This window comes from Moraxella canis, assembly GCF_034424565.1.
GTDB lineage: Bacteria > Pseudomonadota > Gammaproteobacteria > Pseudomonadales > Moraxellaceae > Moraxella > Moraxella canis.
On the sequence record NZ_CP139961.1, the window covers coordinates 975105 to 990171 of the forward strand.

The following is a 15067-nucleotide window of genomic DNA, read 5'->3' on the forward strand; positions in this document are numbered from 1 at the left end:
ATTGTTAATAGTTGTGTATCTTAGATTAATATTAACTAAAACCCTACCCCCGCCCAAACTTCCTTTTTTTCTCCATGCTTGCCATAGCTAGGCTAAGCTCATCAGCAGAAAGGCTTGCGGTATGCGTCAGCACCTGCATCACATCTGGCTGCAGCACAAATTTTGCAAACTCTGCAATGCGATCAATGCGCTCATCAAAGGATAATAGGCTCGTGTCTGTATCGATACTGACATAACCGACGCGCACCAAAGTATCAATAAAACTTGTGAATAACGCCTTATCAAACATATCTGGCAAGTCGTCAGCGTGTAGCACCGACACCCGCTGACCGACGACATAGCACAGATTGACCACTTGCTCGGTCGTCAGGCGCTCTGAGCCTTGCTTAGACAGCAGTGTCAGCGCCATAAAATAACGCTCAAGACTTTGCTGTGCGGGGCTTGCTAGCACGATGAGCTTTTGATAGGCTTGAGAGTTGCCCTCAGGACTACCGACCACACCTTGCCCCAAGTCCACAATCACACCTTGTTCGATCAGCAGATTGAGTACCTGATGCACATGATCGGCGATATTTCTAAGCGCCATTTTTAAGAACAGCTCGCTTTGTAAAAATGGATACAAAAGCTCGGTAATCCCATCAAGTCTATCACGATGAATTCGCCCATTTCTTTGGACAAGCGCCGCCAAAAAGCTTGCAATGATAAACACATGCAAAATATTATTTCTAAAATAAGACAAAAGCGGCGCTTGCTTATCCGCCACACGGATCATGTCGCCCAAGATGTGCGGCGTGCGCTCGATGAGCTTAAGCTGCACGCCATAGTCCAAAATCTGCCTTGGCGTCATATCGGTCACATGGGTGTCCGCGTCATATGGCAGCGCTTGGGCGATGTGCTGATACAGGCGGATCTGCTCAAGGCACTGCGCTTCATCTAGCGCGGCGTTTGGCGTTGATAGGAGCGCAAGCGCAAGCAGCGAAACAGGATTGACCACGGCGGCTTTATTGATGTTTTGCATCACCTTGACGCCTAGGTTTTGTACCATGGCGTGCGTGTTTTTGACATTGTCATCACTGGCGTCGGTAGGATTGACATTAAATTTCGCCATGAAATCGGTCAAATACAAAGGATCACCAAACGCCAAATGCACCGTCCCAAAGATCCGCTCAATCTTACGTGCGGTTTTTAGTAGACCTAATAAATTTTCGCTTTCTTTGGGTTTGCCTTTGAGTTCACCGACATATGTGGCGCCTTCCATAATGCGCTCATAACTGATATAAGTTGGGATGAACACGACCGGCTTGGCAGGCTCACGCAAATAGCTGTTCACTGTCATCGCAAGCATACCAAGCTTAGGCGGTAGCAGGCGACCTGTGCGTGAGCGCCCCCCTTCGATGAAATACTCGATCGGAGCCTGACGCTGCATGAGGCTGTGTACATATTCTTTAAAGACGGTACTATAAAGCGCATTGCCCTTGAAGCTACGGCGCATAAAAAACGCCCCACCGCTTCTTAATAGATCGCCAAGCACTGGAATGTTTAAATTCTCACCGGCTGCCACATGCGGAATGCGTAACCCTCGCTTATAAATCACATAAGACAGCAGCAGATAATCCACATGGCTGCGATGGCACGGCACATAAACAATCTGATAATCCGGCGCAAGCGCACGCACGCGCTCAAAGTGGCGTACCTCAACGCCGTCATACAGCCGCGTCCACAGCCAAGTCAAAAAATGATCAAAAAAGCGCACCACCGAATGCGAATAATTGCTTGCAATCTCGCTCAGATAGCCTTGGGCTTCGGCTTTGACGGCGGCGATGGGCTTGCCAGTTTCTGCTGCTTGTTTTTCGATGGCGCGCATCACTTCAGGCGATGATAAGATCGCGCCTGCCACATTACGCTTATCGGACAAATCAGGTCCGACGATACTGGTGCGCTGCTTGTCTAAATAGCCCTGAAGGCGCGCGGCGATGGTTGGCGTGATGCGATCTGGTGACTCATCTTTAGCTTCATTGATCAAGACTTGTAGATCCTTAGGCTCTGAAAAACGCACAAAGGTATCTCGCCCCATCACACCGATATTAAATAGCTGCTTGGCTTTAGAAGGCGACTCCCATTCATCTGCCATCAGCAAGCGAAATAACGACTCTTCTTTGTCCGGCGCGCGTCCCCATAAGATCGTGACAGGCACAAGATTGATTTTTAGCTCAGGATTTTCAAGGCATGCTTGAATCAGCCTTTCAAGGCGCGGCACATGTCCATTGGCAGACTCTGTGCGGCGATCCTTTAAAAAAATCATCGCTGAGGTTTCGTGGATGTCTTTGGTATCGACTTCTGCAAGCGCCGAAGGCAAGCCAAGCGCATCTGTCTGCATCCCAACCAACAAACTGTTTGAGCGTGAATAAGCGCGGATCACATAAAAGGTAGGCACGCCATCATCAAGCGTTGGCACTTCACCGATCAAGGTCGGCTTGACTGCCAGCGACAATCCTTTGGCTGAAGCTCGGCGATATGGGCTTGGCATACGGGCGGCGCTGTCTTTTTGTGGGTGAGCTGTTGGGCTTTGGTCGGGTTGGCTGCTGGCTTTCTTGAGCAAATTTACAAGTTTTCGCATAAATCCATCAATACAAAGAAGTGAATTTTTATTCTATCATTGTTTGGGTTTTTTGCCTAAAAAATTGATAAAAAAGTGGTATAATTTCAGCATTTAGAAATTGACATCAAAGGCGATGCAGCCTTTTGGGCTTAGCTTGATGACTTGGATGATTTACCATGTGATTAGCCAAGCTATTTGTGTCTTAGCATCGCTTTACGACTATGTTTTGAGCGGATTATGAAATACTCTCTTGACCGTTATGCCTTGCCGCCTGAAGCGGCGCATGCCGACATCGCAGATTTATTAGATACACTAAAACTCAAAGAAATTGCCGACAATGTCTATGAAGGACCTAGCTATGACTATGTCGGACCTAGGGTTTTTGGGGGGCAAGTGCTCGCCCAAGCCCTGATGGCTGCTGCCAATACATTGACCATTGACAAGCCTTGTCATAGCCTGCATGGATATTTTTTGCGCGGCGGTGATATTCGCCTACCAATCGTCTATCAGGTACGCCGCCTGCGTGATGGTCGCAGCCTATCAGCCCGCGAAGTCATCGCGGTGCAATATGTGCCAACCACCGACAAAGATGGCAAAGACACCACCAGTGAGCAGGTGATTTTTTCGATGATTGCTTCATTCTCACCGATGGAAGGCGGTCTGGATTATCAAGAGTCCATGCCCGAATATCCGCCACCAACCAGTGTCAAAACCGAACAAGAACTCAAAACTCAATATCTGCACAAGATCCCAGAGCCGCTCAGAGCACGCTATATGCGTCCGCGTCATGTTGAGATTCGCCCCATTATGCCCAGAGATCCAGTGGCGCCTGAGCCTCAGCGTCCACGCCAAGCCAGTTGGGTGCGCGTTAATGACATCGGCGAGCAGCCAGTGGCCATTCATCAAGCTCTGCTTGCGTTTGTGTCTGATTATTATTTGGCAGGGACGGGTCTGATGAGCCACGGTTTAAGCTTTATGACGCGCGGTTTACAGATGGCAAGTATTGATCACTCCATGCACTTTCATCGCCCGTTTGATATCACCGAATATCTACTGTATGACATGTGGAGCGACACCACCAGTCACGCCAAAGGACTCAATCACGGTCAATTTTGGCAAGACGGTAAACTCATCGCCTCAACACAACAAGAAGGCTTGATGCGTCTGCATGATGATCCAAGCATCTTTACTAATAGCTAAACTGCCTTAAGCATTACTTGAACGTATGCGCCAAAGTCGTTTTTATCAAAATTGGCGCAAACTTCTTGCGCGATGGTGTTGACAACAGAAATCAAATAATGTATAAAACATTACATAAACACAATGTTTTATACATTATATACCCCATGATTAGCGTCAACCAACTCAATAAAGAGCTTTACAAGCCTAAAGAAGTTTGCCAACTTCTTGGCGTATCTTTGCGTACCGTCCAGAATATGACTCAGGACGGTCGCTTGGATGTTGTTTGGTCTAAGACGGGACGACGCTACATCCCCAAGCAAAGCTTAATTGAGTATTTGCGTGCGATTGGTTACTTAGTAGATCAAGATGAGCGTATGGATGTTATCTACGCTCGAGTATCGACACATAAACAAAAGACACGCGGTGACCTCCAAAGACAAATAGAGAACATCCAAAGCTTTGCTATCAGTAAAAATCCCAAGAATTTAAAAACCATCACTGATCTCGGTTCAGGTTTAAATGATAGCAGACCTGGTCTACTCAGCCTAATTAAACTGGTGCAAGATGACCAAGTTGACAGAATTTTTATCAATGATAAAGACCGTCTGACCCGCTTTGGTTTCAATTATTTGCAAGCCATCTGTGAGCATCACCAAACTCAAATCATCATTGTGTCTGATGAGATTATGGATAAAAGCCTATCGGAAGAATTGGCTGAAGATATCATATCCATCATTCATTCTTTCAGTGGTAAGATGTATGGTTTAAGAAAAACCATCAAAGATAGCATCCAAGATGAGTAAATCTGACAAGCAAGTAAAACAGCCTAAGGTTCCCAAAATTAAATATTTCTTAGCAAAAAGACCTAAATCTGACTTTGTCGGTCCTATGCAAGAGCTTGTAGGACCAACAAAACCACGCATCAAAAAAGAGTATCAAATTGAAAGGCATATCATTAAGCACACACATCCCAAGTTCTCAGTATTGGACGAAGTCACCTTTTTAAGCAAGAATCTGTATAACGCCACCTTATATGCGGTCAGACAACAGTTCTTTGCTGATGAGAGCTTCTTGGAATATGCCAAGGTCAACAAACAATTTACCCATGACAGGCAAGCTGATTATATCGCTTTGCCTGCAAAAGTGGCTAAACATACCCAACAGTTGGTTGACCAAGCCTACCGCTCATTCTTTGGTCTGCTAAAAACCAAACAACAACATCCAAAGATTAATGCCAAACTCCCAAAATATCTTGATAAAACCAAAGGTCGTCAAGTTGTGCATTATGAAAAAGGCGCATTGTCTTTTAAAAAACCAGGGTTTATCAAGTTATCAGGGTTGGATTTTTACATCAAAACCAAGCTTATTAAAAAGCAGGTCGCTTTTGTGCGCCTAGTACCAAAAGGCAATCATATTACTGTTGAGATTGGGTATGAGCATGAAATTCCAAAACCAAAAGATAAAGCTGGTCGTATTGCTGGTTTGGATGTCGGGTTAAATAACCTTGCCACATTGACAAGCAATGTCGCAACACCTATGATTGTCAATGGTCGTCCGCTTAAGTCTATCAACCAGTTTTATAATAAGCATAAAGCTGTGGAGGATTCTAAGCTTGATACTGGACAAAAGACCAGTAAAGCAAGAAAACAACAATTAGGACTCGTCCGTAAAAACAAAATCGCTGATTATCTGCACAAATCAAGTCGCCATGTTGTGAATTATTTAGTTGCCAACAATATTGATACCTTAGTGATTGGTAAGAATATTGGGTGGAAACAAGACATTAACATCGGTAAGCGGAACAATCAGAACTTTGTAGCAATCCCATTCACCAATTTTATTAAGCAGGTGATGTATAAAGCTCATAATGTTGGCGTTGAGGTGATATATCAAGAAGAAAGCTACACCAGTAAATGCTCATTCTTTGACAATGAAGCCATCCAAAAACATGACAATTATGCAGGTTGTCGTGTCCATCGTGGACTATTTAAAACCGCCAGTGGTAAAAAAGTCAATGCGGATGTCAATGGCTCATTGAATATCATTAAAAAGCACTTAATCACACAAGAAGCTTGGAATGACCAATTACGGTTAGACCTTGTAGAGGCGAGCAGTACGCCAAATATCCCCAAATTCACCCCAGATTGCTGAGGTCAATTAAGGATATAAAGCCTGATGGTATGTTTTTTATATTATTGGGTTACTGTATTTTTGTGTCAGCGCTTGACGAAAATCAGCTGTAGAATTACTATAAGCTGCCTTTAGCGATGTTGGCTTTTTGAGCATCATTCGCCCCACCGTCTTTATCGTTTCTTGAGTAAATCGTTTGGAATGTAGATCAGATGCGTAAAATGTATCCTGCCAGTATTTTGTTGTGCGCTGTGATTTTGTCAGGCTGTGATGCGGTCAAGCAGACCATCACCCAAGACAAGCCGACGCTCAGTGACGCCCAAATTACCAAGCTGATCCCCAAACGCGTCAAAAACGCTAAGCTGTGGGCAGCTGATATCAGCGATATTTTTGATGAACTGTCTTTACCCAAGACCACCCAAAACATCTGCACCGCCATCGCTGTGATCGACCAAGAATCCAATTTTCATGCCGACCCAAGCGTGCCTAATCTAGGCAATGCCGCCCTAAAAGCGATTGATGATAAGCTAGAGGACAAGCTTGGCAAAAATATGGCGAGCGTTTTTCGCACCATGCTTGAGACGCGCCCGACACCTGAAAATAATTTCATCAAACAAATCAAAGCCGTCAAAACCGAAAAGCAGCTCGATGAGCTTTACCGAGAGATTTTTGATTATTTTGCCAAAACTTATAAAGTCTCGCCCTTGACCAACATCACCAGGCTGTCAGGTCAAGGCATTGATGAGCGCATCAATCCTGTGACCACTTTGGGCTCTATGCAAGTGCACATCGACTATGCGCGAGCGCATCGCCGTGCGAGTATGAGCGATCGTGATCTGCGCGCCGATCTGTACACACGCTACGGCGGCTTATACTATGGCATACATCGGCTGATGATGTATCGCGCGGAGTATGATAAGCCTTTGTATCGCTTTGCTGATTATAATTCAGGGGTATATTCAAGCCGAAATGCCGCCTTTCAGCAGCGAATCGCCACTTTGAGCGGCGATACCTTAGCGATTGATGGAGATTTACTGCTGTATAAAGATGGCAGCCCACTGAGCAAAACTTCTGATACAGAAGCGGCCGCCATTCGCTTGCTTGCCAATGCTGCCAAGCCTGTGAGCGCTCGCCAAATCCGCGCTGACTTTAAAAAAGAAAAAACAAGCGCCTTTGAACAGACGGCGACTTATCGTGCGGTCGGTGAGATGTTTACCGATAAATTTGGGCGCGCGCCTGCTTATGCCATCATGCCTAAGGTTGTGATTTCAGGACCTAAGCTGAGCCAAGACTTTGATACCAACTGGTTTGCCACGCGCGTTGATAAGCGTTATCAGACCTGCATGACCACCGCCAAGCGCCACCGCTTAGGCTAAAGCTTGGCTGTTTTCAAGATTTGGTTAAGCTTTTGTGCTGATAATGGCTTTTTAAAGATCTTTAATTGATAGTGAGCAGCTTAGCTTGATTTACGATTCAGTAGATAGATGCCCGCCACAGCCGATAGCACAATCGGCACCAGCGCCATCAACAGTGGCGATAGACCTGTCGCCAAAGCCACAAAGCCCGCCAAATCGGTCAAATAACTGAACAAAAGCCCCGTCAAAAGTGCCAAGACCACGCGCAGCCCCAAGCCTTGGGAGCGCAGCGAACCAAAGACAAAGGATGACGCCACCAACACCAGCGACAGCACCGCAAAAGGCGAAAGCAGCTTTTGCCAAAATGCCAATTCATGACGCAGTGAGCGCGTGCCTTGGTGGGTCATGAGCTGCTTGTGCGCATACAAATCGCTGAGCGATAGATCTTCAGGCTCTTTGGTCAATAAATGCACATCAGTCGGTGCAATCGGCAAGGTCAGCTGCCGACTGTCGGTATGCTGCTGCCGTACTCGCTCGGCATCAATGGTGACTTCATGAATGCCTGATAATTGCCAAGTATAATGCGCGTCATCTGTGCGCGATGCAGCGCCTTTTGGCTGCCCCTCATAGATGCCTGTCTGTGCTTTGAGTGCAGCGATCAGCTGACCGTCTTTGAGCTGATAACGCTTAACCTCCCCAAGCCTGCCTTCATTATCGGCATAGCTGATATACACCACATCTTGATTACCACCATCATTATTCACCGACCAATAGCCATTAATGGTGATAAGCTTATCATAAATGGTATCTGCTCGGATGGCGGCAGCGTGCTGATTGGCGACAGGCAGCACAAATTGATTCACGCCCAGTGAGATCACAACAAAAATGACCGCAGGCAGCATCGCCCAGCTGATGATGCGATAGATACTCATGCCTGCAGCTCGCATCACGATCAGTTCGCTGTGATTGGCAAGCAGCCCAAGCCCAATGACTGCACCTAAGAGCGCACCAGTGGGGATAAATTGCACCAAAAAATAAGGTGAGCGATACAAAATGAACAGCAGCGCATCAGTCAGCGTATAGGTCTCACTGATATTATCAAGCTCAGCCAAATAGGCAAATATCATCTGTAAAAGCCATAAGCCCACCACGGCGCCCGTCATAGCAAGCAGCGCCGAGCGGATGACATATTTTGGTAAAATCCACGATTTCATGCCACATCTCCACCTTGACGCTCAAGACGAAGACGCGCCATCACTCGCCCATGATAATTCAGATAGATCGCCACCGCCATCATCATCAGCAGAGCAGCGGCATAGATCACTGGTGGGAATTTGCCTTTGATGATGGTATCTTTTAAAGAAATCACCACAAGCACGCCTGCAACATAAATCAAAATCGCTGGCACCAATTTGTACCATCTGCCTTGACGCGGTCGCACATAAGATAAAGGAGTCGCCAATAAGATCGCCAATAAGATCAGCCAAGGCATGCTCAGACGATAACCAAGCTCGGCGTATGCTTCTTGCGGATTATCACGCTTAGAGCGACCTTGAATGATTGACAAAAGCTCAGCGGTACTCACGCCTTCGATGCGCATGTGATTGGTACCTTCGGGGCGCTCTGCCGATAAGGTAATGCGATAGCGCTCAAAGCCAATTTGACTGTACTGGCGACTGGTCGGATCCACTTCATAGCGTCGACCTTGTTGCAAGTCTAGCTGAATTTGCCCATTGGCATTCTCAACATGTGTGGCAGATTTGGCAAAAATGATGGAATCTCTTTGAGCAGTCTGGCTTGGCTTAGCGCTATTTGTTTGGGCAGGATTCATCTGAATGATGATGACATCTTTTAAAAAATCACGATTGGCGCCCATCTCGCCCACATACAGGTGATAATCACCGCTACTGATGAACTCTTGGGGGCGAAGCAAATCAAAAACCTGAGCCACCGACTGCTCTTGCCAAATATTGGTAGCGCGCTCCATGCCCCAAGGCTTAGCCACCATAGAAACCCAACCCTCAACACACATCAGCACCGCCACCAGCGGAATGAGTAGGCGCGCCATTCGCCCTCGGCTGATGCCACTGGCATTCATGACCGCCATCTCATGATCTGCATACAGTCTACCGAACACCAACATCAAACCAATAAAAAAAGACAATGGCAAAATCAGCTCAAGAAAATAAGGCAAATTATAGCCAATCAGACGAAACAGTACGCCGACATTGAGCCCACCTTCTGCCGCCATCCCAAAATAGCGAATCAGACGACCACCAAGCAGCATGACCACCAAAAAACCCAAAACCAAGGCAGTGGTTGAAGCGACTTGTGTGGTGATATAGCGACGTAAAATCACAAAGCTTGATTTCCAAAAATTAAGTGGCAAATAGCTTATAATAGCAAAAATTCATGGCGGTTTTAAGCGGTTTGCTCAGTTTATTTTGTTGCCAAGTTTTGCAGCAGCTAAGATTGGGTGACCGCTTGAATTTGATCACAATTTGATCAGATGAAGCAAATTTGATTTTTTCGTGCCTTCATTTATGCTACACTAAGTTTGGGAGCTGATATGGTGCTTGGATCACCTGACAATTAGCTTCACTCATTCACTCAATATAATAAGGAAAAGATATGCCAGCACACACATTTCATATCAGTGTCAAAGACGCACTGTCGCTCAAAAAAGCCACAAAAAATAAATCCCTACCCACCATCGTGGTATTTGCTGATGACCAAGGTCAAATTTTGGGTAATTTGGGCGATGCAGAATATCTATCGCGCGCCGCTGATTTGATCAAACACAGTCACTTCAAGGGCGGCATGGGCGATAGCGTGACTGATTATGCCATCCATGATAAGGATTTTCCTGTGGTCACCGTGGTTGGTATTGGTAAATTGGATAAATTGGCTGACAATATCGCCAAAGCTGCTCAAGCTGCCTATACAGCCATCAAAAATACCCCAGCCGCTGCAATTTTATGGGGCGATACCATTTGCCAAATTCACTTTACCCAATTTGTTACCGCTTTGATTGGCGCAGGATATCGTTTTGAGCATCATAAAGCCAAGCCAAAAGATGCCGACTTGCTCGAAGAAGTGATCATCATCAGCAATAAAGACGCTCAAGACGACTACGACAATGCCTTAACTTTCGCCAAGGCAACAGCGGCTGGTATGACTACCGCGCGCGATGTCGCCAATGAAGCGCCAAATTTGCTGAATCCAAGCGAACTTGCCCAAAAAGCAAAGCAGCTCGCCAAAGATTACGAAGACACCATCTCAGTCAGCGTACTTGGCGAAAAAGACATGCAAAAGCTTGGTATGGGATGTTTTCTCGCCGTATCACAAGGCTCAGATGCAGAAGGCAAACTCGCCGTCATCGAGTATTATGGCAAATCCAGCAAAAACACCAAGAAATCCAAGCTTGAGCGCCCATTTGCTTTGGTTGGCAAGGGCTTGACCTTTGACAGTGGTGGCATCTCTTTGAAACCTGCTGCTGGCATGGAAGAGATGAAATTTGATATGGGCGGTGCAGCATCCATTTTAGGGACGGTTCGTGCAGTTGCCGAAGCTGGACTTGAGATTGATTTGGTGGCGGTGCTTGCTTGCGCCGAAAATATGCCATCGGCACGCGCTTCTCGCCCTGGTGATGTCGTAACCGCCATGAATGGTACGACTGTTGAGATCTTAAATACTGATGCCGAAGGGCGTTTGGTGCTGTGTGATGCACTGTGCTATGTCCAAGAGCACTATGATGCGCGCGTCATCATTGACACTGCCACATTGACAGGTGCTTGTGTGATTGCACTTGGTAGTGTCCGCTCAGGCATGTATAGTAATGATGAAGACACTTTATTTGCTTTAGAAGCAGCCAGCGAATACACCGGAGATTTGGTGTGGCACATGCCTTTGGATGAGACGTATAATGAGCAGCTGAATTCAAAAGTCGCCGATGTTCAAAATATCGGGGGGCGTGAAGCAGGCTCTGTGACCGCAGCCTGTTTCTTAAAAAGATTCATCAAAGAAGGTCAGGCATGGGCGCACCTTGATATTGCCGGTACCGCTTGGAAAAGTGGCAGCACCGCCAGTGCTTCAGGTCGCCCTGTCGCCCTGCTGACTCAGTATCTGCGCAGCCAAGCCTAAGAAGATTTGCAAACATGTAAAACGCTGCCGATGGGCGGCGTTTTATCTTAATATTCTGTTTGATCGTTTCACGTGGAACAGTTTATTATCCATTCATAAACTAAATTAAAAAAAACACCAAACCTTCATGATTTGGTGTTTTTTGGATAATACAACTTATCTCAGCACTTCTGCCATGGCATTGGCGACGTACTCTACATTGGCATTATTCAGACCTGCCACGCACATGCGACCATTTTCAACCATATAGACCGCAAATTCTTCACGCAGACGAATCACTTGTTCTTTGGTCAGACCAGTGAAGCTGAACATACCGCGCTGTTTGGTAAAGTAGCTAAAATCACGCTCTGGCAGCTTAGCGCTCAAGGCAGCCTGAAGCTTTTCGCGCATTTCGCGGATGCGATCACGCATCTCATACACCTCACCCACCCACAGTCTAAATAGCGCATCATCATTCATGACGGTATCCACGACATAATTACCATGCGCAGGTGGGCTTGAGTAGATGCGGCGAACGGTGAATTTTAATTGACCCAGCACCACATCGGCTTCTTGTTTGGTTGGTGAGACCACAGACAGACCGCCGACACGCTCACCATACAAAGATAAATTTTTTGAGAATGAATTCGACACAAACACTGTCAAGCCCATCTCTACCGCACGGCGGATGGCGTACGCATCATCATCCATATCATCGCCAAAGCCTTGATAAGCAATGTCCATGAATGGGATCAGCTTTTGATCTTTGACAATTTGTAATAACACATCCCACTGAGAACGAGTCAAATCCACGCCAGTTGGGTTGTGGCAGCATGGGTGAAGGAGCACCACATCATTTTCATTCAAAGTCTTGAAAAACTCGCACAGCTCATCAAATTTTACGCCGATCGTGGCAGGATCATAGTAAGGATATTTTGCCACTTCGATGCCCGCACCTTCAAAGATACCGATGTGGTTTGCCCAAGTTGGATCCGACACATAGCACTTGGCATCAGGGAACCACTCGTGGATAAAGTCAGCGCCAACTTTGAGCGCGCCAGAACCGCCCAAGGTTGCGATGGTCGCCACACGACCTTCGACAACTGCTGGGTGGTTTTTACCAAATAACAAGTCTTGGCACGCCTGACGATAACCAGGCAGACCATCCATCGGCAGGTATCCACGGGGACGCGGCGGATTGACGATTTGAGATTCGGCGGTCTTCACGCACTCAAGCACAGGCAATTTGCCATCTTCGGTATAGTACACGCCTACGCCAAGATTGACTTTGATGTCAGCGCGTGGGTCTTGGGCATATTTATCCATCAAACCCAAAATCGGGTCGCCTGCATAGGGGGTCACATGTTCAAACATGGGCTTATCCTTTTCATTCTCAAGTTGATCAAAACACAGTTAGTATAACGCAAATCCAATATATTTTGGATGAAAATTTGGCAAAAGTTTTTTAAACCCTTTAAGACCGTTTAAGGTCGCCAATCAAGTGCTGGCATCTGATCAGATGCCAGCTGCTTTTGAGTGGCTGACCAAAAACTCGTGCGCATTTTGCTCCAAAAACTCCTTAAATGCCAATGCCGCAGGTGACAAAGAGCGGTTTTTATGGGTGTATAATAAAAATTTTCGTTCAACGACAGGATCGGCGATCGGTCGCATCACCAAGCCATTTTGTTCGACCCACTCAGCAGCGTATAACAGACACAAGGTCACACCAAGTCCCATACGCGTCATGCCCAGCGCTGTCGATAAAAAATTAACTTCAAAATCAGGATTAAAAATACGGCTTGAAATTTGGGTTGGCAGCTCATTTTGTAGGCTTTTGATAAAAGGACCATTGAGCGTGATCAAGCGTTCATTTAATAAATCCGTCCAGCGCAAAACGTCTTTTTTGGCAAATGGGTGAGTGGCGGGCAGCACCAAATAAAATGGCGAAGAAAATAACACAACCGCTTCTAAATCATCAGAATACGCACGCTCAGGCGCAACGCCCAAATCGGCTTCTAAGTTTTCAATATGACCCACCACATCATCGACCGAGCAGTCGGTGAGCGTCACTTGGATATTAGGATGAATATCACAAAACTTCGCCACAAACTTTGGCATCGCACTGGCGGACAGCTGCTGTGAGACCGCTAGGCGCACATGCCCTTGGTGCAGCGACTTCAGATTACTGACTTTTTCGTTTAAGACCGACATCTCATTGAGCACGCGCCGAGCCTGCGGCAGCAGCCGAACACCAGCATCAGACAGGTGTAATTTGCGCGTCGTGCGGTCGAACAGCTTGACGCCCAAATTCTGCTCAAGCTCCTTAATCAGCCCAGACAGTGCCGACTGAGTCAAGCAAAGCGTCTCTGCTGCCTTAGTGAAGCTATTTTGTTCAGCGACAAGCACAAAGGCTCTTAGCTGTCGTAATGTCGTGCTCACGGCAATTCCTTTAATTATAAATAGTAATGAACATATTAGCAGTTATTATAAATTATAATTTTTAGAATGCAAGACAAATCAGCGCTGAGTATTATTTTTTTGTACAAAGATTACTAAGCTTAAGCACGAACGATCAAGGCACGATGATGGTAAAGATATACGCTGCCAAATTGACCAACAGCACGATACCATACAAGATATTGGTGCGCCCTTGATTGAGCGACAGCATGACAATAAAAGTGGACAAACCAAGCAGCACCATGGATTTGCCATCCAAGCCTAGCACCAGCGGAATGTCATACATCAGACACACGATCGTCACCGCAGGAATGGTCAGACCAATGCTTGCTAAGGCTGATCCCAGCGCTAGGTTTAGGCTGGTCTGAAAACGGTTGCGGCGCGCGGCATTCAAAGCCGCCAAGCCTTCTGGCAACAGCACCACCGCAGCGATAATCACACCCACCAGTGCTGCTGGTGCGCCCATCGCCACCACCGCAGCTTCGATGCTAGGGCTTAGGCTTTTGGCAAGCATCACAACGATGCCCAAACAGATCAACAAAAACACAAAGCTTGCTGCGGTCACTTGAGCACTCGGCGGCTCGGCATGATGATCCAAGTCATCATCTGCTGCCAAAAAATAATCACGGTGTCGCACAGTTTGCACCATGATAAAAGAGCTATAAAGCACCAAAGACGCCAGCGCCACAAAGATCAGCTGCGCTGCTGAGTAGGTGCCTTGGGCGGTGGATGTGGTGAAATTTGGCATAATCAGCGTCATCACCAAAATCGACACCAAGGTGATGAGTGCGGTACTGGCTGATTTTTGACCAAAAAACTGCTCTCGGTGCTTAAGCCCGCCAATCATCAAAGACACCCCAAGAATGCCATTTAAGATCAGCATGATCGCCGCAAAGACCGTATCGCGCGCCAAATAAGGCGCATTATCACCGCCTGCGACCATCAGTGAGATGATCAGCGCCACTTCGATGATGGTAATCGCCAATGCCAAAATGATGGTACCAAAAGGCTCACCAACCTTATGCGCCACCACTTCAGCATGATAAACTGCCGATAACACGCTGCCAATTAAGAATATGCCGCCCAAAATCTGCAGCCATATATTTGACTTAATCCCAACAAAAAACAATCCCCAAGCCACCAATGGCAACAGCATTGACCAAATGGGCAAACCAAATCGTGCATTTGATGCCATATCAGTTCCTTATTTTTAATTTTTATG

At 46.6% G+C, this 15067-nt stretch carries 11 protein-coding genes; 5 read left to right on the forward strand and 6 right to left on the reverse strand.

All coding sequences use genetic code 11. The features are described from left to right. Window positions 1–43: 43 nt before the first annotated feature. Window positions 44–2617 (reverse strand): glycerol-3-phosphate 1-O-acyltransferase PlsB, encoded by a 2574-nt coding sequence (gene plsB / locus U0021_RS04395; RefSeq protein WP_114800718.1) that lies wholly within the window; start codon window positions 2615–2617, stop codon window positions 44–46. Window positions 2618–2836: 219 nt separating this feature from the next. Here plsB and U0021_RS04400 point away from each other — a divergent pair, with 219 nt between their 5' ends. From U0021_RS04400 to U0021_RS04415, 4 genes are all read left to right on the forward strand, one after another. Beyond that, on the forward strand, window positions 2837–3799 hold the full coding sequence (locus U0021_RS04400) for an acyl-CoA thioesterase (protein WP_114800717.1): 963 nt from the start codon (window positions 2837–2839) through the stop codon (window positions 3797–3799). Between the two features lie 146 nt (window positions 3800–3945). Further along, window positions 3946–4584 (forward strand): IS607 family transposase, encoded by a 639-nt coding sequence (locus tag U0021_RS04405; protein ID WP_162816818.1) that lies wholly within the window; start codon window positions 3946–3948, stop codon window positions 4582–4584. Beyond that, window positions 4577–5932 (forward strand): RNA-guided endonuclease InsQ/TnpB family protein, encoded by a 1356-nt coding sequence (locus U0021_RS04410; protein WP_327037429.1) that lies wholly within the window; start codon window positions 4577–4579, stop codon window positions 5930–5932. Before U0021_RS04405 ends, U0021_RS04410 begins: the two co-directional genes overlap by 8 nt. A gap of 191 nt (window positions 5933–6123) precedes the next feature. Then, window positions 6124–7287 carry a DUF1615 domain-containing protein gene (locus U0021_RS04415; RefSeq protein WP_114800578.1) on the forward strand — a complete coding sequence of 388 codons (1164 nt, stop codon included), beginning with the start codon at window positions 6124–6126 and terminating at the stop codon, window positions 7285–7287. Window positions 7288–7367: 80 nt separating this feature from the next. On the opposite strand, the gene lptG is transcribed toward U0021_RS04415, so the two are convergent. After that, on the reverse strand, window positions 7368–8480 hold the full coding sequence (gene lptG, locus U0021_RS04420; protein ID WP_114800579.1) for an LPS export ABC transporter permease LptG: 1113 nt from the start codon (window positions 8478–8480) through the stop codon (window positions 7368–7370). Beyond that, window positions 8477–9676: an LPS export ABC transporter permease LptF gene (lptF, locus tag U0021_RS04425; protein ID WP_114800580.1), complete on the reverse strand. Its 1200-nt coding sequence runs from the start codon at window positions 9674–9676 to the stop codon at window positions 8477–8479. The genes lptG and lptF overlap by 4 nt, the downstream gene beginning before the upstream one ends. Window positions 9677–9897: 221 nt before the next feature. Here lptF and U0021_RS04430 point away from each other — a divergent pair, with 221 nt between their 5' ends. Continuing rightward, window positions 9898–11409 (forward strand): leucyl aminopeptidase, encoded by a 1512-nt coding sequence (locus U0021_RS04430; RefSeq protein ID WP_078255989.1) that lies wholly within the window; start codon window positions 9898–9900, stop codon window positions 11407–11409. 156 nt (window positions 11410–11565) lie between these two features. Here the strand turns inward: U0021_RS04430 and U0021_RS04435 are convergent, their stop codons facing one another. The 3 genes from U0021_RS04435 to U0021_RS04445 all read right to left on the reverse strand — a co-directional run bounded on the left by U0021_RS04435 (window position 11566) and on the right by U0021_RS04445 (window position 15040). Then, window positions 11566–12762, reverse strand: a complete 1197-nt coding sequence (locus tag U0021_RS04435; RefSeq protein WP_114800582.1) for an amino acid aminotransferase — start codon at window positions 12760–12762, stop codon at window positions 11566–11568. Between the two features lie 141 nt (window positions 12763–12903). Continuing rightward, a complete protein-coding gene (locus U0021_RS04440; protein WP_114800583.1) occupies window positions 12904–13827 on the reverse strand; it encodes a LysR family transcriptional regulator in 924 nt (307 codons plus the stop codon). 133 nt (window positions 13828–13960) lie between these two features. After that, window positions 13961–15040 carry a calcium:proton antiporter gene (locus U0021_RS04445; RefSeq protein WP_049235633.1) on the reverse strand — a complete coding sequence of 360 codons (1080 nt, stop codon included), beginning with the start codon at window positions 15038–15040 and terminating at the stop codon, window positions 13961–13963. Between the last annotated feature and the right edge of the window lie 27 nt (window positions 15041–15067).

Coding starts and splice junctions, on each gene's coding strand:
- lptG (WP_114800579.1), bottom strand. CDS start 8,480: ATGAAATCGTGGATTTTACCAAAATATGTCATCCGCTCGGCGCTGCTT.
- U0021_RS04405 (WP_162816818.1), top strand. CDS start 3,946: ATGATTAGCGTCAACCAACTCAATAAAGAGCTTTACAAGCCTAAAGAA.
- plsB (WP_114800718.1), bottom strand. CDS start 2,617: ATGCGAAAACTTGTAAATTTGCTCAAGAAAGCCAGCAGCCAACCCGAC.
- U0021_RS04410 (WP_327037429.1), top strand. CDS start 4,577: ATGAGTAAATCTGACAAGCAAGTAAAACAGCCTAAGGTTCCCAAAATT.
- U0021_RS04435 (WP_114800582.1), bottom strand. CDS start 12,762: ATGTTTGAACATGTGACCCCCTATGCAGGCGACCCGATTTTGGGTTTG.
- U0021_RS04445 (WP_049235633.1), bottom strand. CDS start 15,040: ATGGCATCAAATGCACGATTTGGTTTGCCCATTTGGTCAATGCTGTTG.
- U0021_RS04430 (WP_078255989.1), top strand. CDS start 9,898: ATGCCAGCACACACATTTCATATCAGTGTCAAAGACGCACTGTCGCTC.
- U0021_RS04400 (WP_114800717.1), top strand. CDS start 2,837: ATGAAATACTCTCTTGACCGTTATGCCTTGCCGCCTGAAGCGGCGCAT.
- U0021_RS04415 (WP_114800578.1), top strand. CDS start 6,124: ATGCGTAAAATGTATCCTGCCAGTATTTTGTTGTGCGCTGTGATTTTG.